This window comes from Bradyrhizobium sp. 141 (genome assembly GCF_023074055.1).
Taxonomy (GTDB): domain Bacteria; phylum Pseudomonadota; class Alphaproteobacteria; order Rhizobiales; family Xanthobacteraceae; genus Bradyrhizobium.
Window position 1 is genome coordinate 531,074 of sequence record NZ_JADPKR010000082.1, and the last position, 24,170, is coordinate 555,243.

The following is a 24,170-nucleotide window of genomic DNA, read 5'->3' on the forward strand; positions in this document are numbered from 1 at the left end:
GATGATCCCCGTCACGTCCTTTGCCGGCAAGACCGTCGCGGTGTTCGGCCTCGGCGGTTCGGGGCTCGCCTCCTGCCACGCGCTGAAGGCCGGCGGCGCCGAGGTGATCGCCGCCGACGACAATGCCGAGAACGTCGCCAAGGCCGCGCAGGCCGGCTTCATCACGGCGGATCTGCGCAATGTCTCCTGGGCCAACTTTGCCGCGCTCGTGCTCGCGCCAGGCGTGCCGCTGACGCATCCGGTGCCGCACTGGAGCGTGCTGAAGGCGCGCGAGGCCGGCGTTGAGGTGATCGGCGACATCGAGCTGTTCTGCCGCGAGCGGCGCCGGCATGCGCCGGATGCGCCCTTCGTCGCCATCACCGGCACCAACGGCAAGTCGACCACAACGGCGCTGATCGCGCATCTGACCAAGGTCGCCGGCTACGATACCCAGATGGGCGGCAATATCGGCACCGCGATCCTGTCGCTGGAGCCGCCGCGCATGGGCCGCGTTCACGTCATCGAGATGTCGTCCTACCAGATCGACCTCACTCCTTCGCTCGATCCCTCGGTCGGCATTTTGCTCAATATCAGCGAAGACCATATCGATCGTCACGGCACCATCGAACATTATGCTGCTGTGAAGGAGCGCCTCGTTGCCGGGGTGCAAGGTGGCGGCACTGCGATCGTCGGCGTCGACGACGGCTTTTGCCGCGACATCGCCGACCGGCTCGATCGCGTCGGCAAGAACGTGGTGCGCATCTCCGTCAAGAATCCGCTCGCGAGCGGCATCCATGTCGAGCACGGCAATATCGTGCGCACGGCGGGCGGCGCGCGCAGCGCGGTCGCAAAGCTCGGCGGCATCGGTTCGCTGCGGGGCCAGCACAACGCGCAGAACGCGGCCTGCGCTGCCGCCGCCGCGCTCGCGATGGGCATCAGTCTCGATGTTCTCCAGAACGGCCTGCGCAGCTTTCCCGGCCTGGCGCACCGCATGGAGCAGGTCGGCCGCCGCGGCAACGTGCTGTTCGTCAACGATTCCAAGGGCACCAACGCGGATGCGACCGCGCATGCGCTGTCGTCCTTCGCCGATATTTTCTGGATCGCCGGCGGCAAGCCTAAGGCGGGCGGCATCACGAGCCTTGCCGGCTACTTCCCGCGCATCCGAAAAGCCTATCTGATCGGCGAAGCCGCGCAGGAATTTTCGGGCACGCTCGGCGCGGTCGCGCACGAGATCAGCCAGACGCTGGAGGTTGCCGTCGAGCACGCCGCACGGGATGCAGAAGCCTCAGGTCTTGCCGACGCCGTCGTGCTGCTGTCGCCGGCCTGCGCCTCCTTCGACCAGTACCGCAACTTCGAGATCCGCGGCACCAAGTTTCGAGACCTGGTGCAGGCGCTGCCGGGTGTGAAGCCGGTGGTGTGAGCACTCGTGTCCTGGACGCGGTGCGGCACGAAGTGACGCTCCGCAGAGCCGGGACCCAGAAGCCACATTGGGCCCCGGCTCTGCAGCGCACCGCAAGAGCGCTGCGCTGCGTCCGGGGCACGAGACTCTCCACAAGTTCCTCGATCCCATTAACCCCCCGGTAACCAACCTCGGCGACCAATGGAGCGACCTCTGTCCGAAAGCGGCCGCCCATGCTCTCCCGTGAAGAACGCACCCCCTTTTCCGAGTGGTGGTGGACCGTCGACAAGCCGCTGATGGGCGCCATCCTGGCGCTGATGCTCACGGGCGTGATCCTGTCGCTGGCGGCGAGCCCGCCGGTCGCGACCCGCATCGGGCTCGATCCCTTCCACTTCTTCAGCCGCCACGTCATGTTCCTGGCGCCGTCCTGCATGGTGCTGCTCGGGGTGTCCTTCCTGTCGCCGCGCGCGATCCGCCGCTCGGCCCTGATCATCTTCGCCGCCAGCATCATCCTGATCGTGCTGACCCTTGCGATCGGTCCCGAAGTGAAGGGCTCGCGGCGCTGGATCACGCTGCTTGGCGTCAACATCCAGGCCTCCGAGATCGCAAAACCTTCGTTCGTCGTGATCGCCGCCTGGCTGTTCGCGGAATCGACCAAGCGGCCGGAGATGCCGGCGACCTCGATGGCGCTGGTGCTGCTCCTGATGCTGGTCGCGCTGCTGGTGATGGAGCCGGACTTCGGCCAGACCATGCTGATCCTGATGGTGTGGGGCTCGCTGTTCTTCATCGCGGGCATGCGCATGATCTGGGTGTTCGGCCTGGCGGGGATCGGTGCGGCCGGCCTGTTCAGCGCCTATCTGTTCGTCCCCCACGTGGCGGGGCGCATCAAGCGCTTCATGAACCCGGCCTCCGGCGACACCTTCCAGGTCGATACTGCCATGGAAGCCTTCTATAACGGCGGCTGGTTCGGGCTCGGGCCGGGCGAGGGCATCGCCAAGCGCAGCCTGCCGGACAGCCACACCGACTTTGTGTTCGCGGTGGCTGCCGAGGAGTTCGGCATCATCCTGTGCCTTGCGATGCTGACGCTATTCGCCTTCGTCGTCATCCGCACGCTGTCGCGCGCCTATGCCAACGAAGACATGTTCTCGCGCTTTGCGGCTTCAGGGCTCGCCATCCTGTTCGGTGTCCAGGCCGCAATCAATATGTCGGTGAACCTTCAGCTGATCCCCGCCAAGGGCATGACGCTGCCCTTCATCTCCTATGGTGGCTCCTCGATCGTGTCGTTGGCCTATGGCGTCGGCATGATGCTGGCGCTGACGCGGCTGCGCCCGCGCACAGAGGTCGAGGCCAGCGGCCACGCCGACGCGATGCGGAGTTACGCTTAGCTGCTCTCGTGTCCCGGACAAGCGAAGCGAAGCGGAGCGCAGAGCCGGGACCCAGAGTGCCGCGGCATGGGCCCCGGTTCAGCAGCTCACCATGCCGAAGGCGGCGCGCTGCGCTGCGCCCGGGGCACGAGCACCGTCGTTGCGGCTCGCAATGACCGCTGACAGCCTGTAAAACGCCTCCACCATGGACAATTCCCCCCTGATTCTTCTCGCCGCGGGCGGCACTGGCGGCCATCTGTTTCCGGCCGAGGCGCTCGGTGTCGAGCTGATCCGGCGCGGCTATCGCGTCCGCCTCGTCACGGACGAGCGCGCGCTGCGCTATAGCGGGCTGTTCAGCAAAGACATGATCGACGTCGTCTCAAGCGAGACCGCACGCGGCCGCAATCCGTTTCAGCTCGCCTATGCCGGTCTCACGCTCGTTGCCGGCACGCTGTCAGCCTACGCGCTGATCAAGCGCTTGAAGCCCGTCGCCGTCGTCGGCTTCGGCGGCTATCCGACGCTGCCGCCGCTGGTCGCTGCGAAACTCGCCGGCGTGCCCGGCATCATCCACGACGCCAACGCGGTGCTCGGCCGCGCCAACCGGTTTCTGTCGAGCCATGTGCGCGCCATCGCGACGTCCTTGCCCGGCGTGCTCGACCGCGATCCGGCGCTCTCTGGAAAGACCACGACGGTTGGCACGCCGATGCGGCCCGCGGTCCTCGCTGCCGCTGCTGTGCCATATGCCGCGCCCGAGGTGAACGGCCCGCTGCGGCTGCTCGTGGTCGGTGGCAGCCAGGGCGCGCGCATCATGGCCGACATAGTGCCGGGCGCAATCGAGCGCCTCGAGCCCGCGCTGTGGAGCCGCCTCGTTCTCACCCAGCAGGTGCGCGACGAAGACATGACTCGCGTCCGCACAGTCTACGACAAGCTCAAGATCAAGGCAGAGCTTGCGCCGTTCTTCACGGATCTGCCGGCCCGGCTTGCCTCCAACCACCTGATCGTGTCGCGCTCCGGCGCCGGCACCGTGGCCGAGCTCGCCGCGATCGGCCGGCCCTCGATCCTGGTGCCGCTGCCCGGCTCGATCGACCAGGATCAGTTCGCCAATGCCGGCGTGCTGGTCAAGGTCGACGGCGCCGTCCGCATCCCGCAGACCGAGTTCAGCTCGGATCGGCTGGCGTCCGAGATCTCCGACTTTGCCGCCGAGCCTGCGCGCCTTGCCGCCATGGCCGAAGCCGCGAAGGGGGCAGGGCGGCTCGATGCCGCCGAGCGGCTGGCCGATCTGGTGGTCAAGGTCGCGGGAATCTGAGCCTAAACGGGCCGATTTTCGTATTTTTGCCGTCATGGCCGGGCTTGTCCCGGCCATCCACGTCTTGCATGAAGTAGCTTGGGATTCGTGGATGCCCGGGACGCCTTGCGCAAAGACGCGCTTCGCGCTTATGCCCGGGCATGACGATGGAACGACGGGATAGAGCATGAGACTGCCGCGCGAGATCGGATCCATCCACTTCGTCGGGATCGGCGGGATCGGCATGAGCGGCATCGCCGAGGTGCTGGTCAATCTCGGCTATGCCGTGCAGGGCTCGGACGCGTCCGACAATTACAATCTCGACCGTCTGCGCAAGAAGGGCGCAAAAGTCTCGGTCGGCCACAAGGCCGAGAATGTCGACGGTGCCGAGGTCGTCGTGGTCTCCACGGCGATCAAGCGCGACAATCCGGAACTGATGGCGGCGCGCGAACGGCGCATTCCTGTGGTGCGCCGCGCCGAGATGCTCGCCGAACTGATGCGGCTGAAGAGCTGCGTTGCCATCGCCGGGACTCACGGCAAGACCACCACGACCACGATGGTCGCAACGCTGCTCGACGCCGGCGGCCTCGATCCAACTGTCATCAACGGCGGCATCATCAACGCCTATGGCTCCAACGCGCGCTTAGGGGCCGGCGACTGGATGGTGGTGGAGGCCGACGAAAGCGACGGCACGTTCCTGAAGCTGCCGACCGATGTTGCGATCGTCACCAATGTCGATCCCGAGCATCTCGATCACTTCAAGACCTTCGAGGCCGTTCAGGACGCCTTCCGCCATTTCGTCGAGAACCTGCCGTTCTACGGCTTTGCCGTGATGTGCATCGATCATCCCGTGGTGCAGAGCCTCGTCGGCAAGATCGAGGATCGCCGCATCGTCACGTACGGCGAGAATCCGCAGGCCGATGCGCGGCTGGTCGATCTCACGGCGGGCGGCGGGGGCTCGAAATTCAAGGTCGTGATCCGTGACCGCAAGAGCGGGGCTGTGCACGAGATCGCCGACCTCGCGCTGCCGATGCCGGGCCGGCACAACGCCTCGAATGCGACGGCTGCGATTGCGGTCGCGCATGAGCTCGGCGTCTCGGACGAGGCCATCTGCAAGGCGCTGGCCGGCTTCGGCGGCGTCAAGCGCCGCTTCACCAAGACCGGCGAGTGGAACGGCGTCACCGTCATCGACGATTACGGCCATCACCCGGTGGAGATCGCGGCGGTGCTGAAAGCGGCTCGCGATTCCTACGATGGCAAGGTCATCGCCGTGGTGCAGCCGCATCGTTACACCCGCCTGCAATCACTGTTCGAGGAATTCTGCACCTGTTTCAACGACGCCGACGCGGTTGTTGTCGCCGATGTCTATGCCGCCGGCGAAGCGCCGATCGACGGTATCGATCGCGACCATTTCGTCACCGGCTTGCGCGCCCATGGCCACCGCGAGGTGATCCCGCTGCCGGGAGCGTCGGAGCTCGCGGGTATCGTCAAGGCATTGGCGCAGTCCGGTGATCTCGTCGTGTGCCTCGGCGCCGGCAACATCACGCAATGGGCTTATGCACTGCCCGGTGAATTGAAGGCGCTGGGATAGGGACGATGGGCTTTCGCGACATCACGCCTGAACTCAAAGCCGCGATGCCCGAGCTTCGCGGCCGGCTGCTGGCCAACCAGTCGCTCGCCGAGCTCACCTGGTTTCGCGTCGGCGGTCCCGCGCAGGTGCTGTTCACACCGGCGGATGAGGACGATCTCGCTTACTTCCTCGCGCGTCTCGCCAGCGATATCCCGGTCTATGTCGTCGGCGTCGGCTCCAACCTGATCGTGCGCGACGGCGGCATTGCGGGCGTGGTGATCCGGCTGGCGCCACGCGCATTCGGCGAGGCGAGCGCGAGCGGCGACGTCGTCACCGCCGGTGCTGCTGCGCTCGATAAGCGCGTGGCGGAGGTCGCCGCGTCGGCCAATATCGGCGGGCTCGAATTCTACTTCGGCATTCCCGGCACGATCGGCGGCGCGCTGCGCATGAATGCGGGCGCCAATGGCGGCGAGACCAAGGACGTTCTGATCGAGGCACGGGGCGTGGGGCGTGACGGCACCAAGCACGCGTTTTCCAATGCCGACATGAAGTTCGTCTATCGCAACAGCGGCGTCGATCCCTCCATCATCTTCACCTCCGCGCGCTTCCGCGGCGAGATCAGGGACACTGATACCATTCGCGCGCGCATGGCGGAGGTGCAAAGCCATCGCGAGAGCGCGCAGCCCATCCGCGAGAAGACCGGTGGTTCGACCTTCAAGAATCCGCCCGGCCATTCCGCCTGGAAGCTGGTCGACGCCGCCGGCTGCCGCGGTCTGCGTGTCGGCGGCGCTGAGGTCTCCGAGATGCACTGCAATTTCCTGATCAACACGGGCGAGGCCACCGCGCACGACATCGAGACGCTGGGCGAGACCGTGCGCGAACGGGTGAAGGCAAATTCCGGAATTGAGCTACACTGGGAAATCAAGCGGATCGGGCTTCCCGGCTAATTTGAACAGGCGACGAGAGACCATGCGCATCACCATCCTCTTCGGCGGCTCCAACCGGGAGCGTCTGGTTTCGGTCGCCTCGGCCCAGGCGCTGCATCAGGCACTTCCTGAGGCCGATCTCTGGTGGTGGGACGTTGAGGACAAGGTGCATGTCGTGCAATCGAAGCAACTGCTCGAACATGCCCGTCCGTTCGAGGACGAGTTCAAGCCGGGCACATCAGGCATTCCGCTGGAGCAGGCACTCGACCAGGCCAAGACTGAGGATCGCGTGCTGGTGCTCGGTCTGCATGGCGGGCGTGCCGAGAACGGCGAATTGCAGGTGATGTGCGAGGCGCGGGGCGTACCCTTCACCGGATCGGGCTCGGCCTCCTCGCATCTCGCCTTCGACAAGATCGCCGCCAAGCACTTCGCCGCCCTCGGCGGCGTGACGCCGCCGGCCAACGTTGCGCTCGACAACATCGATGAAGCCTTCGCCGAATTCGGGAGGCTGATCGCCAAGCCTGCGAAGGACGGCTCGAGCTATGGCCTGATCTTCGTCAACGCCAAGCAGGATCTCGTCGCCGTCCGCAATGCGGCCAAGCACGAAGAATATGTGATCGAACCCTATATCGTCGGCGTCGAGGCGACCTGCGGCGTGCTGGAGCGCGCCGATGGTTCGATCATCTCGCTGCCGCCGATCGAGATCATTCCGGGCGAGGGTAATTTCGACTACGCCGCAAAATATCTCCTGAAGTCGACCCAGGAGATCTGCCCCGGCCGTTTCGCACCCGAGATCACCGCCGCACTGAAGGCGCAGGCGATGCTGGCGCACCGCGCGATGTCCTGCACCGGCTATTCCCGGTCGGACTTCATCGTCTCGGACAGGGGCCTGGTTTATCTCGAGACCAACACGCTGCCCGGGCTGACCAAGTCCTCGCTCTACCCCAAGGCGCTGAAAGCCGAGGGCATCGAATTCGTCGACTTTCTGCGCGGCCTGGTGGAGCTCGCCGGGCGGGGCGTGCGGAAATAGTTAGGACTGGTTAACGGCCGGATGGTCGAAATGGGCCGGTTTGGCGCCCAAAGCCGGTAAAATGCCGGACATCGCGGCATAAATGCCTCACATAGCGGGGCAAAATGCGCCGGACGTTAACGAACTTTACCTTTTGTTTACCAGGACGTCCGAAGGTTAACGCTGGCGGCGAATATGGCGCTTTGGCTGCCGGCGCGTGAGCTGTCGCGGGTGATGTCACCTCCAGCGAACGCTTTGAAGGGGAGAGGTTTTCTTCTGCTGAAGACCAGCACCCGGCCCGGCATGTCCAAGACGTCATGTTCGCCAGGATCCGCGCGGTGTCGCGGGCAAACTGTTGACGAGCTCGTGCAATGGATGGAGCAGGAAGCCTCACCCGGTCGCTTTTCAGATCGCTGAGGCCCCAAGCTGACCTGAAGGCGGCCGCGATCGGAGCGGTCGTGCTTCTGCGCGAGTGGCTGCAGGACAAGCGTGACGAGAGGCGCGCTGCCGCCAAGATCAAGACCAGAGCAAAGGCCGTCGTCGAGCGCGAGCCGCCGCCGCGCGTGGTCGCACTCGTCGAGCGCTACCTGCCGCGCCGGGTCGGGATCAGCATGACCGTGCTGCTGCTGATCGGAAGCTGCGGCTTCGGCATCGTCAAGGGCGGCCATCTCCAGGATTTCATCACCGCGGTCAGCGACACCCGCAACGCGCTGGCCAATTCCGCCGGGTTCCGCATCACCTCCGTCGTGATCAACGGCCGCAAGCAGCTCACCCAGGACGAGATCCTGGCGATCGGCGGCGTCAGCGGCCGCTCCTCGCTGCTGTTCCTCGACGCCGACGCGGTGCGCGACAAGCTCAAGGCCAATCCCTGGATCGCGGATGCGACCGTGCTGAAGCTCTATCCGGGCCAACTCATGATCGAGCTCACCGAGCGCAAGGCATTCGCGCTGTGGCAGGAGGCCGGCCGGCTCTCGGTCATCGCCGACGACGGCGCCGTGCTCGAGCCCTACGTCTCGCGTCGCTTCCTGTCGTTGCCGCTCGTGGTCGGCAAGGGCGCCGAAACCCAGGCCCGCGATTTCCTCGCGCTGCTGGCGCGCTATCCGCAGGTCAATGCGGTGACGAAGGCCGCGATCTTCGTCGGCGAGCGGCGCTGGAATCTGAGGCTCAAGGACGGCCTCGACATCCGCCTGCCGGAGCAGGACGTCGGCAACGCGCTTGCGATGCTGTCCAAGCTCGACAAGGAGGACCGGCTGTTCTCCCGCGACATCGTCGCCGTCGACATGCGCCTGCCTGATCGGTTGGTGGTGCAGCTGTCCGAGGACGCCGCCAAGGCGCGCGAGGATCTGTTCAAGGACAAGAAGAAAAAGAAGGCCGGGGATTCCGCATGACCGGTCTCGATCGCACCCAGACGCCGAAGACGCGCCCGATGCCGCACAAGCGCGGCGGCCTGGTCGCCTGTCTCGATATCGGCACCAGCAAGATCGCCTGCATGATCGCGCGGCTGAAGCCGTCGGCGCCGAGCGAGGCGCTGCGCGGCCGTACCCACGCAGTGGAATTGATCGGATACAGCCAGATCCAGTCGCGCGGCATGAAGGCCGGCGCGGTGATCGATCTTACCGAATGCGAGCAGGCAGTGCGCCAGGCCGTCGCGCTCGCGGAGAAGATGGCCAAGGTGCGGGTCGAGTCCGTGCTGCTCTCGGTCTCCGGCGGCCGGCTTTCCGGCCAGCTGGTCGAAGCCGCCGCCGACATCCGTGGTGGCGCCGTGACGCAGGCCGATGTCAGCCGCGTCACCTCCACCGGCATGCGTCACGCCACCGGCGAAGGCCGCACCGTGCTGCACGCGCTGCCGGTCGGCTACACGCTCGATGGCGTCAAGGGCATCCGCGATCCCCGCGGAATGGTCGCCCATCAGTTCGGCATCGACATGAACGTCGTCACCTGCGACGCCACCGTGGCGCGGAACCTGATGCTGGCGGTCGAGCGCTGCCACATCAATGTCGAAGCGATGGCGGCGAGCCCCTATGTGGCCGGCCTGTCGGTGTTGACCGACGACGAGGCCGATCTCGGCGCCGCGGTCGTCGAGATGGGCGCGGGCACCACCACGATTGCCGTTTATTCAGGCGGCCGTTTCGTGCATGCGGCGGGTTTTGCGGTCGGCGGGCAACACATCACGATGGATCTCGCGCGCGGACTCTCCGCGACCATTGCCGATGCCGAGCGAATCAAGACGTTATACGGGACCGTCATCACCGGCGGATCGGACTCGCGTGAGCTGATGTCTGTGCCGACAGCCGGTGACGAGCAGGATCTGCCGCAGATCGTCTCCCGCGCCACCATCGCCAACATCGTCAAGCACCGTGCCGAGGAAGTCTTCGAAATGGTTCGGGACAAGCTGAAGGATTCGCCCTTCGCCGCAGAGCCCAACGGCCGCGTCGTGCTCTCGGGCGGCGCCTCGCAGCTCACCGGTCTCGTCGAACTCGGAACCCAGATTCTCGGCCGGCCCGTGCGGGTCGGACGTCCGCTCGGCTTTGGCCGGCTGCCGAACGAGGCGAAGAACGCCGCGTTCGCGGTGCCGGCCGGACTTCTCGTCTACCCGCAATATGTTCACCTCGAGCATGTCGAACCGCGGCATACGCGGCAGCAGGTCAGGACAGGGACGGGCGGTTATTTCGGAAAGGTCGGACGATGGCTACGCGAGGGCTTCTGATGACTCCTTTCCGCAATTATCGATTTTCATCAACTCCCGCGGCCACCGGCCGGGGCGAACCCACGCGCGCGTGATCGAGAGGCAGCAACCATGACCATCAGCATCAACGTTCCTGATATTCACGAACTGAAGCCCCGAATCACCGTGTTCGGCGTCGGCGGCGCCGGTGGCAACGCCGTCAACAACATGATCACGGCGGGCCTTCAGGGCGTCGACTTCGTTGTCGCCAACACGGACGCGCAGGCGCTGACGATGTCGAAGGCGCAGCGCATCGTGCAGATGGGCACCGCGGTCACGCAAGGGTTGGGCGCCGGCTCGCAGCCGAACGTCGGCGCCGCGGCGGCGGAAGAGGTGATCGACGAGCTGCGCGACCATCTCTCGGGCGCCAACATGGTGTTCGTCACCGCCGGCATGGGCGGCGGCACCGGCACTGGTGCTGCTCCCGTGATCGCCAAGACCGCGCGCGACATGGGCATCCTCACCGTCGGCGTCGTGACCAAGCCGTTCCACTTCGAGGGCGGCCGCCGCATGCGCACCGCCGAAGCCGGTATCAACGAGCTGCACAAGGTCGTGGATACGCTCCTGATCATCCCGAACCAGAACCTGTTCCGGGTCGCCAACGAGAAGACCACCTTCGCCGACGCCTTCGCGATGGCCGACCAGGTGCTCTATTCGGGCGTTGCCTGCATCACCGACCTGATGGTCAAGGAAGGCCTGATCAACCTCGACTTCGCCGACGTCCGCGCCGTCATGCGCGAGATGGGCAAGGCGATGATGGGCACGGGCGAAGCCTCCGGCGACAAGCGCGCGCTGACCGCCGCTGAAGCTGCGATCGCCAACCCGCTGATCGACGATAGCTCGATGAAGGGCGCCAAGGGCCTCCTCATCTCCATCACCGGCGGCAAGGACCTCACCCTGTTCGAGGTCGACGAAGCCGCGACCCGCATCCGCGAGGAAGTCGACCAGGACGCCAACATCATCGTCGGCGCAACCTTCGACGAGGCGCTCGACGGCCTGATCCGCGTCTCGGTCGTTGCCACCGGCATCGAGCAGGCCGCGATCGCCCGCAACAGCCAGGCGACCAGCGCTCCCGTCGCGAACGCCGCGCCGCAGGCACAGCAGGCGCCCGCAGCGCCGGCCGTGGCTGCCGAGAGCCGTCTCGCCGATTTGACCGCACGGCTCCGCGCCGACAATCAGCGTATGGCCGAGCGCGCCCAGAAGCTGGAAGCGCAGATCCCGGCCGCAGGACAGGCTCCGCTCGCTGCCGCGCCCCGTCAGAACGTCGAGCGCGCTGCGCTCGCCGCTATCGCCGCCGCCGTTTCGGAGGTCCCGCAGGCACCAGCGCCGATGCAGACCTACGGCGACGTCACCGTGCGCCCGATCGCTCAAAAGCCGACCCTGTTTCCGGAGCCCGAGCAGGCCCCGGTCGCGATGCAGGAGCCGATGACGCCCGAGACCTTCATCCCGCCGCAGGCCGAGCGCCCGGTCCGTGCGCCCCGGATGCCGCGCATTGACGAGCTGCCGATGCCGGCCCAGGCCGAGCTTCGCCAGGCTCGCGGTGAGGTCGAGGAGGAGGCGCCGCAGAAGAGCCGCCTGTCGCTGCTCCAGCGCCTCGCCAATGTCGGCCTCGGCCGTCGCGACGAGGAAAGCGAGCCGCCGGTCGCGGCCCGAACCGCCGGTCCCGCGATGCCGCCGCTGCCCGAGCGCCGGCAGCAGAAGACCGTGGCGCAGCAGATCGCGTCGAGCGAGCCGGTATCAGAGTATGCCCGTCGGCCCGCGCCGCAGGGCTTGGACATGCATGGCCGTCCCGCGCCTGTTGCGCCTGCGCCACAGGGCGACGACCATCTTGATATCCCGGCCTTCCTGCGGCGGCAGGCGACCTGAGGATTGTTACAATAAGGCAGACGAAAAAAGGTCCCGGCAACAAGCTTGCCGGGACCTTTCCTTTTGTCCCGTGCATGCCCGGATTGCGCAGACAAACAACTGATTTTAAATCATTAATTACGTGTTCGGGTGTTCAGTAAAACTGCCGGCAGCGGCCCAAAACCTCGGCGCAATTTGGTTAAGCCTTGGCGCGAATACGGCAGGTTTGGGGTAACAATCGGTAAAAAAGCGTGAGTTGGCGCTGTTTGAGGCAGTGACTATGGTTTGCCGTGACTTGGGGATACGGATTCGCGGCGCCGGCACTGGCCGGCCAAGTGGGTCTAGTATAAGTCGCAGTGGGTCGTAGTGGGGCGGGTTCCTGATGAAATTTAGCCGGCAAACAACGCTTCGTGCGCAAGCCTCCGTGGCAGGCGTGGGCGTTCATTCCGGTCTTCCCGTCACCCTCACGCTTGGGCCTGCGCCTGTCGACGCAGGCTATATTTTTGTCCGGACAGGCCTTGAGGGAAGTGATCGCGAAGTTCAGGCGACCGCTGACCAGGTGATCGCGACCGACTTCGCCACCGTCCTCGGCGATCGCAACGGTCCGCTGGTTTCCACTGCCGAGCACGTGCTTGCTGCACTGCGGGGCATGGGTGTGGACAATGCGACCATCGAGATCGACGGTCCGGAAGTGCCGATCATGGACGGCAGCGCCGCCGCCTTCATTGCGGCGATCGACCAGGCCGGCATCGTGTCCCAGCCGGCACAGCGCCGCTTCATTCAGGTTTTGAAGCCGATCTCGGTCAAGATCGGCGACTCCTTCGGCGAGATCAGGCCCTACGCCAACGGGTTCTCCGTCGAGGTCGAGATCGACTTCACCAATCCCGTCATCGGCCAGCAGGCTTACGCTTTCGACCTCAACCCGGAACGTTTCCGCCGCGAAGTCGGCCGGGCCCGGACCTTCGGCCTGATGTCCGACGTCGCGCGGCTCTGGAGCGCGGGTTATGCCCTCGGCGCCTCCTTTGACAACACCGTCGTGTTCGACGACGAGCGGCTGCTCAACACCGAGGGCCTGCGCTACGCCGATGAATGCGCCCGCCACAAGGTGCTTGACGTGATCGGCGATCTCTCGCTGGCCGGCCTGCCGCTGCTTGGCGCCTACCGCTCGGTGCGTGGCGGCCACAAGCTCAACCACGCCGTCCTGACCGCGTTGCTCGCCGACCGTACCGCCTGGCGGGTGGTCGAGGGCGAGGCGGCCCGCCGCACCACGCGTCCCCAGGGCGAAGTCGGTCGCGGTATCGTCGGCGGCCGGATTGCTGCGGCCTACGGGCCGGACGTGTCCTGACGGCCTTGCTGTCGCAGGCATTGGCCGCGGCTTACCCCGGGAAACTCCTGGTAACCATGATCGGCTAGCATTGCGGCACCTTCGCCTTAATCCGGGCGGAATGCCTGCCTATCCGGTTGGTTAAAGATCGCTTTTCGGATACATCGGCGTGGTCGCATGGCAGGCACCACGGTCACATTTCGCGCCCGTGACGGGGTTCATGGGCTGGCGGGCACCGCATCACAGGGCGTCAGGGCTTAAACTCATGTCGGCACAGCGTATGACGCGCGGATATTTCTCAGGCTCGTCGCGAGCCCGTGGGCTGCTTCAGGCCGTCACCTTCATCATGCTCGCGTTGCCGCTCGCCGGCTGCGGCACCGGCTCGCTCTGGGACAAGTTCACTGCCAAGGACGACACCTTCGTCGAGGAGCCCGCCGACAAGATCTACAATGAGGGCCTGTACCTCATGAACGAGAAGAAGGACATGAAGGCGGCGAACAGGAAGTTCGAAGAGGTCGACCGCCAGCATCCTTATTCCGAGTGGGCCCGCAAATCGCTGCTGATGTCGGCCTATGCGTCCTACCAGGGCGGCGACTTCGACGGCTGCATCGGCGCCGCCACCCGCTATGTCACGCTGCATCCCGGCAGCCCGGATGCGGCCTATGCGCAATATCTGATCGCGGCTTCCCATTACGACCAGATCCCGGACATCAGCCGCGACCAGGCCCGCACCGAGAAGGCGATCGCCGCTCTGGAAGAGGTGGTGCGCAAATATCCGAACTCGGAATATGCGACATCGGCCAAGGCCAAGATCGAGGGTGCGCGTGACCAGCTCGCCGGCAAGGAAATGAATGTCGGCCGCTACTACGCGCAGAAGCGCGACTACACCGCGGCGATCAACCGCTACAAGACCGTCGTCACGCAGTACCAGACCACCCGCCATGTCGAGGAGGCGCTGTTCCGGCTCACCGAGGCCTATATGGCGATCGGCATCGTCGGCGAGGCGCAGACCGCGGCGGCCGTGCTTGGGCACAATTTTCCTGACAGTCGCTGGTACAAGGACGCCTATAATCTTGTAAAATCCGGCGGTCTCGAACCGAGCGAGAATCAGGGGTCCTGGATCAGCCGGACCTTCAAGAAGATGGGTCTCGGCTAGGAAATTTGGTTCCATGCTGGCGCGTCTGTCGATCCGTGACATCGTCCTGATCGAACGGCTCGATATCGAATTCGCCACTGGCCTCGCGGTTTTGACCGGCGAGACCGGTGCGGGCAAATCCATCCTGCTCGATGCCTTTGCGCTGGCGCTCGGCGGCCGCGGCGACGCCGGCCTCGTGCGCCACGGCGCGGAGCAGGGGCAGGTCACTGCCGTGTTCGATATCCCCAAGAATCATCCCGCGACGAAGATCCTCGCCGAGAACGGTTTGGACGATACCGGCGAGATGATTCTCCGCCGCGTGCAACTCGCCGACGGCCGCACCCGCGCCTTCATCAACGACCAGTCGATCAGCGTGCAGACGCTGAAGGCGGTCGGCGCCGCCCTGGTCGAGATTCACGGCCAGCACGACGAGCGCGCGCTGGTCGATGCCGCCACCCACCGCCGCCTGCTCGACGCCTTTGCCGGCCTGGAGAAGGACGTTGCCGCCGTGGAAGCGCTCTGGGACGCGCGCCGTACCGCCAACACCGCGCTGGAGGAGCATCGCGCCGGCATGGAGCGCGCCGCGCGGGAGGCCGATTATCTGCGCCACGCCTCCGACGAGCTGAAGCAGCTCGCGCCCAGGGACGGCGAGGAGACCTCGCTGGCCCATCGCCGCACCAGCATGATGCAGGGCGAGAAGATCGCCTCCGATTTGCGCGAGGCGCAGGAGGCGGTCGGCGGCAACCATTCGCCGGTGGCGGCGCTGTCGGCGGCGGTGCGCCGGCTGGAGCGCCGTGGCGTCAATTCGCCGGCGCTGGTTGAGCCCGCCGTGAAGGCGATCGACATGGCGATCAACGCGCTTGAGGAGGCCGACCAGCATCTGCAGGCCGCGCTTGCCGCGACCGATTTCGACCCTTCAGAGCTCGAACGCATCGAGGAGCGCCTGTTCGCGCTGAGGGCCGCCTCGCGCAAATATTCGACGCCGGTCGACGGGCTCGCCGCGCTGGCCGCCAGATATGCCGCCGACGTCGTCCTGATCGATGCTGGCGCCTCGCGGTTGAAAAGGCTGGAGCAGGCCGCGATCGAGGCTGATAGCCGCTATGCCGCCGCCGCCAAGAAGCTGTCGCTGGCGCGGCAGAAATCGGCGGACAAGCTCAACAAGGCCGTCAATGCCGAGCTCGCGCCGCTCAAGCTCGAACGCGCGAAATTCATGACCCAGGTCGAGACCGACGAGGCAGCTCCAGGCCCGCAGGGCATCGACCGCGTCGAGTTCTGGGTGCAGACCAATCCGGGCACCAAGCCGGGACCGCTGATGAAGGTCGCCTCCGGCGGCGAGCTGTCGCGCTTCCTGCTCGCGCTCAAGGTCGTGCTGTCCGACCGTGGCTCCGCGCCGACGCTGGTGTTCGACGAGATCGACACCGGCGTCGGCGGTGCGGTTGCCGACGCCATCGGCGGGCGCCTGGCGCGGCTTGCCGGCAAGGTCCAGGTGATGGCCGTGACCCACGCCCCGCAGGTCGCTGCCCGCGCCGACCAGCACCTGCTCATCTCCAAGGACGCGCTCGACAAGGGCAAGCGCGTCGCCACCCGCGTCAATGCACTCGCCGCCGACCACCGCCGCGAGGAAATCGCCCGCATGCTGGCCGGCGCCGAGATCACGGCGGAGGCGAGGGCAGCGGCGGAACGGCTGCTCAAGGCGGCGAGTTAGACCTGTGTCCCGGACGCGGTGCAGCGCGTAGCGCTGCTCCGCAGAGCCGGGGCCCAGAATGTTGCCCCATGGGCCCCGGCTCTGCAGCGCACCGCTTCGCGCTGCGCTGCGTCCGGGGCATGAGATTTCCACACGCCTTTACCCTCCCGCCCGCTCCATCGTATCCAAGCATCATGGCAAGAGCAGCAAAATCGAAACCGCTTCGCGACGTCGCCGACCTCACCAAGGCCCAGGCCAAGGTCGAGCACATGCGGCTCGCCCTCGATATCGAGGGGCATAACGAGCGCTACTATCAGGAGGATGCGCCCACCGTCACCGACGCCGAATACGACGCGTTACGCGAGCGCTTCAACGCCATCGAGAAGCGCTTTCCGGAATTTGTCACGGCGGACTCGCCCTCGCAGAAGGTCGGCGCGGCACCATCAGGCCGCTTTAGGAAGGTCCGGCATTCCGTCCCGATGCTGTCGCTCGATAATGCCTTTGCCGAAGAGGACGTGCGCGACTTCGTCGGCCGCATCGTGCGCTTCCTGAAGCTCGACGACGACGAGGTCAATTTCTCCGCCGAGCCGAAGATCGACGGCCTCTCGATGTCGCTACGCTATGAGGGCGGCGAGCTCGTCACCGCGGCGACGCGCGGCGACGGGGCGGTGGGCGAGGACGTCACCGCCAACATCCGTACCCTCGAAGACGTGCCGCAGAAGCTGAAAGGACGCAACGTCCCCGACATCTGCGAGGTCCGCGGCGAGGTCTACATGACCAAGAAGGCGTTCCTCGCGCTCAACGAGCGGCAGAAGGCGGCGGGCGATACCATCTTCGCCAATCCGCGCAATTCGGCCGCGGGTTCGCTCCGGCAGAAGGATCCAACCATCACCGCCTCGCGTCCGCTCGGCTTCTTCGCCTATGCCTGGGGCGAGATGAGCGTGATGCCCGAAGGGACGCAGAGCGGCATGATCGGCTGGTTCGAGCGCTGCGGCTTCAAGACCAATCCGCTGACCAAGCTGTGCCACTCCGTCGAGGAGTTGATCGCGTTCCACCAGAGCATCGAGGAAGAGCGCGCCGAGCTCGACTACGATATCGATGGCGTCGTCTACAAGGTCGACCGCATCGACTGGCAGGAACGGCTCGGCTTCGTCTCGCGCACGCCGCGCTGGGGCATCGCGCACAAATTTCCGGCCGAGCGCGCCATGACGGTGCTGCGCGACATCGAGATCCAGGTCGGCCGCACCGGCTCGTTCACGCCGGTCGGCAAGCTCGAGCCGGTCGGGGTCGGCGGTGTGATCGTGCAGAACGTCACGCTGCACAACGAGGACTACATCAAGGGCATCGGCAACAAGGGCGAGGTGCTGCGCGAGGGCCGCGACATCAGGATCGGCGACACCGTCGTGATCCAGCGCGCCGGCGACGTCATCCCGCAGGTGGTCGACGTCGTGCTCGACAAGCGGCCGAAGACGGCAAAAGAGTTTCACCTCCCGAAGAAGTGTCCCTGCCCACTGCACACCGACGTCGTACGCGGGGAGACGGCGGCGGGCGAGGAGGAGTCGCGATCCCGTTGCACCGGCGAGTTCGCCTGCCCCTATCAGAAGATCGAGCACTTGAAACTGTTCGTGTCGCGTCGCGCCTTCGACATCGACGGTCTCGGCGAGAAGCAGCTCCAGTATTTCTTCGACGAAGGATGGGTCAAGGAGCCCGCCGACATCTTCACGCTGGAGAAGCGTAATTCGAAGCTCAAGCTCGAGGAGATCGAGGGCTATGGCGCGACCTCGGTGCGCAACCTGTTCGGCGCCATCGAGAGCCGGCGCAAAATCGCGCTGGAGCGCTTCGTCTACGCGCTCGGCATGCGCCATGTCGGCGAGACCACGGCGCTGGCGCTGGCACGCGGCTACGGCTCGTGGGACGCCTTCCACGATGCCTGCCTGAAGGTCGCTCACGGCGACGAGGAGGCGATGGCGGACATGGACGCGCTCGACCAGATCGGTGACACCGTGATCAAGAGCATTGCCGATTATTTTGGCGAGAGCCACAATCGCGGCATTGTCGAGCGGCTGACCGGGGAAGTCGAGATCGTCGACGCCGAGAAGCCGAAGAGCAATTCGGCAGTCGCCGGCAAGACCGTGGTGTTCACGGGATCGCTGGAGAAGATGACGCGCGACGAGGCCAAGGCGACGGCAGAGCGTTTAGGGGCAAAGGTGTCCGGCTCGGTGTCGAAGAAGACCGATCTCGTCGTCGCCGGCCCGGGCGCCGGCTCGAAACTCGCCGAGGCCAACAAGCACGGCGTCCAAGTGCTGACCGAGGACGAGTGGCTGAAGCTGATCGGGGAGTGAGGCCTCTCCCCGTCATTGCGAGGAGCCCTTGCGACGAAGCAATCCAGACTGCCGCCGCGGAGAGATTCTGGATTGCTTCGCTCCGCTCGCAATGACGGGGAGAGAGCGTCGGCCCCCTCACATCATCCCGCTCTCTTCCTCCTCCGCCTGCCCGATCAGCGTCTCGCTGACCACGACCTCGCGGCGAGGAACGACGAAGAACATCATGCAGGCGCAGAGCAATGAGATCGCCAGCACCGCGGCGGTGAGCGGCAGCGTCGTTGCGGAGTGGCCGCCGAGATAGGCGCCGAGTTGCGACATCAGCGCGCCGATCCCCTGTTGCAGAAAGCCCATGGCGCCCGAGGCGGTGCCTGCGGCTTCGGGTCGGATGCTGATCGCACCGGCCGCGGAATTCGCCATCACGAAGGCATTGCCGACCATCACGATCATCTGCGTGCCGAAAAGCCAGGCAGGCGCTTCATTCCAGCCGGTAAAACTCCACAGCAAATTCAACAGGCTGCCGGCGAGCTGGAGCGCGAGCCCGAACCAGATCAGCTTTGCCAGCGAGTGCCGCGGCGCAAAGCGTACGCAGAGCAGATTGCCGACCAGAAACGCAAAGCCCGAGGTCGCAAACCAGGCGCCGTATTCGGCGCTGCTCCGGCCCATCTGCGTCACGACGATGTAGGGGCCGCCGCCGGCGAAAGTGAAGATGATCTGCGAGGCCAGCACCTGGCACATCACATAGCCGACGAAGGCGCGGTTGCGGATCAGGATGCCGATGTCGCCACGGAAGCCGCTGCCGGCGGCGCGGCTGCGACGCGTCTCGGGCAGCGCCAGCGCGATGCCGACGGCGACAATGATCGCGGCGACGGTGATGGCGTAGAAGATCGCGCGCCAGCCGAACGCAGTCTCGATCAGCCCGCCGGTGAGCGGCGAAACCATCTGGCCGATCATCAGCGCTGCGACCACGAGGCTGATCATGGACGCGACGCGGTCGCGCTCGTAGATGTCGCGGATGATGGCGCGGCTCACCACCATGCCGGAGGCGCCGCCGAGCGCCTGGAAGAAACGCGCTGCGATCAGTTGCGGCAGGGTTTCGGCGAAGATGCAGGCGATGCTCGCCGCGACCATCAGCGCAAGGCCTCCCAGCAGCACCGGGCGCCGGCCGAACTTGTCCGACAATGGCCCCATGATGAGCTGCGACAGCGCGATGCCGACCATGTAGAGCGACACTGTCATCTGCGCGATCGAGATGTCGCGCCCGAAATTCGTCGCCAGCACCGGCAGCGCCGGAACCAGGATGTAGAGCGAGATCGGCGCGACCCCGGTCATGACGACGAGCAGCAGCAACACCACGCGAGAGGTCGCAAGGTTGGTTGCCGCTCCCGGCGGCTTGCTGATCATGCCGTGCATGCGTGTCCGTCTTTCGAATTCAAATCCGACTGTAGCGGGCTCGCGCAAGTCCGACATCGGCGTTTCGGAATGCGGCTATACGGATTCCGGGATGGTTGTGGTGACGGTCGGAGATCTGCGGGGCGCTTGTGCTGAGATGTTGGGCGGTGGTGCCGCATCACCAGTGTCATTCCCCGCGAGGGCGGGGAATCCAGTACGCCGCGGCCCGTCCGCATCCGATTGCTGTCTCTGGAATACTGGATGCCCCGCCTTCGCGGGGCATGACAGCGAGTGTGAGGCGGGAGCATTGCGCAAATCGCGTGGCGCCATGCAACGCGCTCCGGCGCGCTAACCCTTCAGCTCCGCCGTGGCCTGATCGAGCCAGGCCCGGGTCGCCTCGTCCAGCGCCGGCCCGACCTCGGCTCTTACGCGCGCATGGTAGGCGTTGAGCCAGGCGAGCTCGTCGCGGCTCAGCATCGCTTCGTCGATGAGCCGGCGGTCGATCGGTGCCAAGGTCAGCGTCTCGAACGCGTTCATCGATTTCTCGGCGCCCTTGATGTCGGCGGCGACCACCAGCTCGAGATTCTCGATACGGATGCCGAAGCCGTCGGTCTTGTAGTAGCCGGGCTCGTTGGAGAGGATCATGCCGCGCTTCAGCGGCGTGGTGCCGAGCTTCGAGATCCGCGCCGGGCCTTCGTGCACCGAGAGATAGCTGCCGACGCCATGGCCGGTGCCGTGCTCGAAATCGACGCCGACGGCCCAGAGATATTGCCGTGCCAGCGTATCGAGCTGCGCGCCCGTGGTGCCGTCCGGGAAGATCGCGCGCGCGATCGCGATATGGCCGCGCAACACGCGGGTGAAGCGGTCGCGCATCTCGTCCGTCGGCTCGCCCACGGCCATGGTGCGCGTGACGTCGGTGGTGCCGTCTTCGTACTGCGCACCGGAATCGATCAGCAGCAGGTCGCCGGAGGCGATCCGCCGGTTGCTCTTGCGGGTGACGCGGTAGTGCACGATGGCGCCGTTCGGGCCGGTGCCGGAGATGGTCGGAAACGACACGTCCTTCAGCGCGCCGGTGTCGCGGCGAAACGTTTCCAGCGCCTCGACCGCGTCGATCTCGGTGAGCTTGCCGCTTGCGGCCTCGCGGTCGATGAAGGCGAGGAAGCGCGCCAGCGCCACGGCGTCGCGCCGATGCGCCGTCCGCGTCCCCTTGATCTCGGTCGCGTTCTTGACCGCTTTGAGCAGGGCAATCGGATCGCTGCCGCGCACCGGCTTGCCGCCGGCACCCGCGATCAGCCGGCTGAGCGCGTCGGCCGCGGTGGCGCTGTCGAGCGCGATCGATCCGCCGCTCTTGGCCAGCGCCATCAGCGTCGGCGCCATCGCGTCGGGCTCGCGCACGTCGGCGGACTGCTCGAGATGGTCGCGCGTGAGGTTGGAGAGCTTGCGATGGTCAATGAAGATGGTCGGACGCCCGTCTTTCGGCACCAGCGCGTAGGACAGCGGCAGTGGGGTATGGGCGACGTCGGCGCCGCGGATGTTGAAGGTCCAGGCGACCGCGTGGCTATCAGACAGCACTAGCGCATCGACGCCGAGCTTGCCGATCTCGCTTCTGATCTGCGTCAGCTTCTCGGCTTCAGTGACGCCGGCATGATGCAGTCCGTGCACGGCGACGGGGGCGAGCGGCGGCTGCGGACGATCCTGCCAGATCGCGTCGACGGGATTGCTGTCGACGGCAACCAGCTCGGCGCCGGCCTTGGCGCAGGCGGCGGACAGGCGTTCGGCTGCCGCAAAAGTGTGCAGCCACGGATCAAATCCAAGGCGGTCGCCGGCTTTCAGATGCGCCGACACCCAGCTCTCCGGCGGCGGGTCGATCAGCGATTCCACGGCCCAAGCCTTTGCATCGACCTGCTTGGCGGCCTGAAGCGTGTAGCGGCCATCGACGAATACCGCGGCCTCCTGGGTCAGAACCACCGCGAACCCCGCCGAGCCTGTAAAACCGGTCAGCCAGGCCAGCCGCTCTTCCGACGGCGGCACATATTCGTTCTGCTGCTGATCGGCGCGTGGAACGACGAAGCCGGTCAGCTTGCGGCGGGCGAGTTCTTCGCGAAGTGCGGCCAGCCGTGCGGTCAATGCGACGCCGGCCTCCGGCTCCTCGAATGTCTGAAAGTGTGCTTCGAACATGGTGGATCACTTTAGGATCATGAGGACGAGTCCGCAATCTGGGCGCATTTGCGTCGCATCTGGCATGGACCGTGCTTGAAATGGTTCCACTCGAGTCGAGTGGAGTAAGGATGCGGCAGTCGCGCTTTGTCCGGATAACAGGGAAATTCGAGCAGGTGGTTCATCTCAACGACGAGGGGACACACGATGCCAGCGTTCACGTTTGAGAAGATTTCGCCGCCGGTGCGTCGGGCTCCGACTGCGGCGGTACCGAAGAAGCCGCGCAGCGTCATCAGCCAGATGATCGACCGCATCGCCGAGCGCCGCGCAAGACGTACGTTGCAAGACGAGCACGCGATGCGCGGCGACGAGAAGCCGGCGGAGTAGGACGGTGTTTGTTCACCTCGCCCCGCTTGCGGGGAGAGGTCGGATCGCATCGCAAGATGCGATCCGGGTGAGGGGGTACAGGTCTCTCGACGATCTCGCGTGTGGAGAGAGGCCCCTCACCCCAACCCTCTCCCCGTAAGAACGGGGCGAGGGAGCGCACCACCGTCGCGGACGCGGTTAATTTATCCCACCTTCCGCAGCAGCAGACTGCTCCACCCCTCGATCCGCAGATGCTTCAACGGCACGAGGCCGCGCGCGCGGTAGGCGGCGATCACGGCGGGGGCTTGGTGCGTCAGCAGGCCGGAGAGGATGACAAGTCCGCCGGGCGCGAGATGCCGCGCCATCGGGCCCGCCAATTGCCTGAGCGGGTTGGCAAGGATGTTGGCCAGCACCAGGTCGAACGGACCGGCCTGGCCAAAATCCGGTGCGGCGAAGCCGGTGGCGCGGATCACCCGCACCAGGTTGCCAACTTCATTCAGCCCCGCATTCTCGGCCGCCACCCGCACCGACGGCGGGTCGATGTCCGAGGCGAGCACGTGGCGGTGCAACGATTTTGCCGCGGCGATCGCCAGCACGCCGGTGCCGGTGCCGAGGTCGAGCAGGTTCCTTGGGCGGGAACTCTTCAAGACATGGTCAAGCAGCAGTAAACAGCCGCGGGTCGTGCCGTGATGGCCGGTGCCGAAGGCGAGCGCGGCCTCGATCTCAATCTTGAGCTTGTTCGCCGCCACGCGGTCGCGGTCGTGGCTGCCGTGCACGACGAAACGGCCGGCCGGCACCGGGACGAGGTCTTCCAGGCTGGCCTTGACCCAGTCCTTGGCCTCCATCGTGTCGAAGATGAGCGTACCGGCAATCTCATTTCCTGCCGAAGTTACAACGAGTTCGCGCAATAGCACCTGGTCCGGCGCCTCGGCGAAATGAAGCGTAACGTCCCATTGTCCGTCGGGCCGCTCGAAGGCGGCGACCGCCGCATCGCCCTCGAAAAACACCTCGGTGAGCACGTCGACGACGCGCCTGGCGTCGGCCTCACTGCCGATCGAAAAGCTGGCGCGATGGGTCGGTGAAGGCTGCATCATGGTTCCGTTGGGTTCAATTTTTGGAACTTTTGTTCCCAATTTACCGCATAACTTGCGGTTCCCCGGTTAACTGGGACGAAGGTTGTGTCCCGTACATTTCCAGGTGTCGAATTAATCCAATACACCTTGTAATTGAAACGGAGGCTACCCTTGAAAAGCATGGTTCAGAAGTTCTGGTCGGATGAGTCGGGTGCAACGGCGATCGAATACGGTCTGATTGCCGCGGGCATCGCCCTTGCGATCATCACCGTGGTGAACAACCTGGGCACCACCCTGAACGATAAGTTCACTTCGATTAGCACCTCCTTGAAGTAATTTCCGCCTCCATTTCCCAGCGGGGGCTGTTTTTCTTTTGAGGCTATTCCTGATCACCGCCCGCGAGGGGAATTCCCCTGGCGGGCGAGGTCGTTTTTGGCGCGCGCTTTCGATATTCACAGGTTGTCCGCAGCTTGCCGGGACGCTATCCACCGGCTTTTCCCGCCATTGTCCCTGCGATTTTCCACCGATTTTCCCCAGGGCGTCTCGACGTTTTGGTCCGAGCATCCTCGGCCTGCCCACCGACCACTCAACAGCCTGTCCACAAGAGATCCACAGG

The 24,170-nt window shown here is 65.6% G+C and carries 18 protein-coding genes; 15 read left to right on the forward strand and 3 right to left on the reverse strand.

Features of this window, described 5'->3' with window-relative positions; translation table 11 throughout:
* The first annotated feature begins 1 nt into the window (after position 1).
* From murD to ligA, 13 genes are all read left to right on the forward strand, one after another.
* Positions 2–1,399, forward strand: a complete 1,398-nt coding sequence (gene murD, locus IVA81_RS25860; protein ID WP_247323143.1) for a UDP-N-acetylmuramoyl-L-alanine--D-glutamate ligase — start codon at positions 2–4, stop codon at positions 1,397–1,399.
* A 212-nt stretch (positions 1,400–1,611) separates the two neighbouring features.
* A complete protein-coding gene (gene ftsW / locus IVA81_RS25865; RefSeq protein ID WP_247323145.1) occupies positions 1,612–2,763 on the forward strand; it encodes a putative lipid II flippase FtsW in 1,152 nt (383 codons plus the stop codon).
* Between the two features lie 184 nt (positions 2,764–2,947).
* On the forward strand, positions 2,948–4,048 hold the full coding sequence (gene murG / locus IVA81_RS25870) for an undecaprenyldiphospho-muramoylpentapeptide beta-N-acetylglucosaminyltransferase (protein WP_247323146.1): 1,101 nt from the start codon (positions 2,948–2,950) through the stop codon (positions 4,046–4,048).
* Between the two features lie 166 nt (positions 4,049–4,214).
* On the forward strand, positions 4,215–5,618 hold the full coding sequence (gene murC, locus IVA81_RS25875; RefSeq protein WP_247323148.1) for a UDP-N-acetylmuramate--L-alanine ligase: 1,404 nt from the start codon (positions 4,215–4,217) through the stop codon (positions 5,616–5,618).
* A gap of 5 nt (positions 5,619–5,623) precedes the next feature.
* On the forward strand, positions 5,624–6,544 hold the full coding sequence (gene murB, locus IVA81_RS25880) for a UDP-N-acetylmuramate dehydrogenase (RefSeq protein ID WP_247323149.1): 921 nt from the start codon (positions 5,624–5,626) through the stop codon (positions 6,542–6,544).
* 22 nt (positions 6,545–6,566) lie between these two features.
* Positions 6,567–7,553, forward strand: coding sequence for a D-alanine--D-alanine ligase (locus IVA81_RS25885; protein ID WP_247323151.1), 987 nt, complete (start codon positions 6,567–6,569; stop codon positions 7,551–7,553).
* 350 nt (positions 7,554–7,903) lie between these two features.
* On the forward strand, positions 7,904–8,920 hold the full coding sequence (locus tag IVA81_RS25890) for a cell division protein FtsQ/DivIB (RefSeq protein ID WP_247323153.1): 1,017 nt from the start codon (positions 7,904–7,906) through the stop codon (positions 8,918–8,920).
* Complete coding sequence (ftsA, locus tag IVA81_RS25895) at positions 8,917–10,239, forward strand: cell division protein FtsA (RefSeq protein ID WP_247323156.1); 1,323 nt, start codon at positions 8,917–8,919, stop codon at positions 10,237–10,239. Before IVA81_RS25890 ends, ftsA begins: the two co-directional genes overlap by 4 nt.
* 90 nt (positions 10,240–10,329) lie before the next feature.
* Positions 10,330–12,123, forward strand: a complete 1,794-nt coding sequence (gene ftsZ / locus IVA81_RS25900; RefSeq protein WP_247323158.1) for a cell division protein FtsZ — start codon at positions 10,330–10,332, stop codon at positions 12,121–12,123.
* 361 nt (positions 12,124–12,484) lie between these two features.
* Positions 12,485–13,447 (forward strand): UDP-3-O-acyl-N-acetylglucosamine deacetylase, encoded by a 963-nt coding sequence (gene lpxC, locus IVA81_RS25905; RefSeq protein WP_247323160.1) that lies wholly within the window; start codon positions 12,485–12,487, stop codon positions 13,445–13,447.
* Positions 13,448–13,691: 244 nt separating this feature from the next.
* On the forward strand, positions 13,692–14,582 hold the full coding sequence (locus IVA81_RS25910) for an outer membrane protein assembly factor BamD (RefSeq protein WP_247323162.1): 891 nt from the start codon (positions 13,692–13,694) through the stop codon (positions 14,580–14,582).
* Between the two features lie 13 nt (positions 14,583–14,595).
* Positions 14,596–16,266 carry a DNA repair protein RecN gene (recN, locus tag IVA81_RS25915; protein WP_247323164.1) on the forward strand — a complete coding sequence of 557 codons (1,671 nt, stop codon included), beginning with the start codon at positions 14,596–14,598 and terminating at the stop codon, positions 16,264–16,266.
* A 173-nt stretch (positions 16,267–16,439) separates the two neighbouring features.
* Positions 16,440–18,587, forward strand: a complete 2,148-nt coding sequence (ligA, locus tag IVA81_RS25920; RefSeq protein WP_247323166.1) for an NAD-dependent DNA ligase LigA — start codon at positions 16,440–16,442, stop codon at positions 18,585–18,587.
* Between the two features lie 117 nt (positions 18,588–18,704).
* Here the strand turns inward: ligA and IVA81_RS25925 are convergent, their stop codons facing one another.
* A complete protein-coding gene (locus IVA81_RS25925) occupies positions 18,705–19,979 on the reverse strand; it encodes a multidrug effflux MFS transporter (RefSeq protein ID WP_247323168.1) in 1,275 nt (424 codons plus the stop codon).
* Between the two features lie 327 nt (positions 19,980–20,306).
* A complete protein-coding gene (locus tag IVA81_RS25930) occupies positions 20,307–22,136 on the reverse strand; it encodes an aminopeptidase P family protein (RefSeq protein WP_247323170.1) in 1,830 nt (609 codons plus the stop codon).
* Positions 22,137–22,322: 186 nt separating this feature from the next.
* Here IVA81_RS25930 and IVA81_RS25935 point away from each other — a divergent pair, with 186 nt between their 5' ends.
* Positions 22,323–22,502: a hypothetical protein gene (locus IVA81_RS25935; protein WP_247323171.1), complete on the forward strand. Its 180-nt coding sequence runs from the start codon at positions 22,323–22,325 to the stop codon at positions 22,500–22,502.
* A 182-nt stretch (positions 22,503–22,684) separates the two neighbouring features.
* Here the strand turns inward: IVA81_RS25935 and IVA81_RS25940 are convergent, their stop codons facing one another.
* A complete protein-coding gene (locus tag IVA81_RS25940) occupies positions 22,685–23,572 on the reverse strand; it encodes a 50S ribosomal protein L11 methyltransferase (protein ID WP_247323219.1) in 888 nt (295 codons plus the stop codon).
* 153 nt (positions 23,573–23,725) lie between these two features.
* On the opposite strand from IVA81_RS25940, the gene IVA81_RS25945 reads away from it, so the two are divergent.
* On the forward strand, positions 23,726–23,890 hold the full coding sequence (locus tag IVA81_RS25945; RefSeq protein ID WP_247323173.1) for a Flp family type IVb pilin: 165 nt from the start codon (positions 23,726–23,728) through the stop codon (positions 23,888–23,890).
* Positions 23,891–24,170: the final 280 nt, after the last annotated feature.